Below are 398 nucleotides of genomic sequence, written 5' to 3' on the forward strand. Positions count from 1 at the left end.
CTCAGGACGACGGCGCGGACGCTAGCAAGCCGTTGCGGAGACGAAAGAGCACGTGGGCAAGTTCGACATGTTCGAACTCGACCTCCCTGCGCAGGCCGGCCTTCTCCATGACCCGCTGCGAAGCGATGTTCGTCGTGCGCGTGAAGGCGACGACGTCGGGCAGGCCGATCTCCTCGAAGGCGACGCGCACCGAGGCGCGCGCGATCTCCGTGGCGAGCCCCTCGCCCCAGCGCGACGCGGCGACCGCGTAGCCGATCTCGACTTCGTCACGGTCGTTGACGTGCGCACGGCTCAGTCCGCCGCGGGCGACGACGGCGCCGCCTCCGTCGCCCGCCCGGAAGATCCACGGCCCGAAGCCCTCGCGCTCCCAGTGCGCAGCATCGCGCTCCAGGATCTCC

1 protein-coding gene is annotated in these 398 nt (G+C 70.6%); it reads right to left on the reverse strand.

Going from position 1 to position 398, the window contains the following annotated elements; genetic code table 11:
- Nucleotide 1 precedes the first annotated feature (1 nt).
- On the reverse strand, nt 2-398 hold a 397-nt coding region (locus I6F37_RS43390), incomplete at its 5' end, for a GNAT family N-acetyltransferase (protein WP_225154894.1).

Origin of the sequence: Bradyrhizobium sp. NBAIM08, assembly GCF_020193935.1 — a bacterium.
Classification (GTDB): Bacteria; Pseudomonadota; Alphaproteobacteria; order Rhizobiales; family Xanthobacteraceae; genus Bradyrhizobium; species Bradyrhizobium yuanmingense.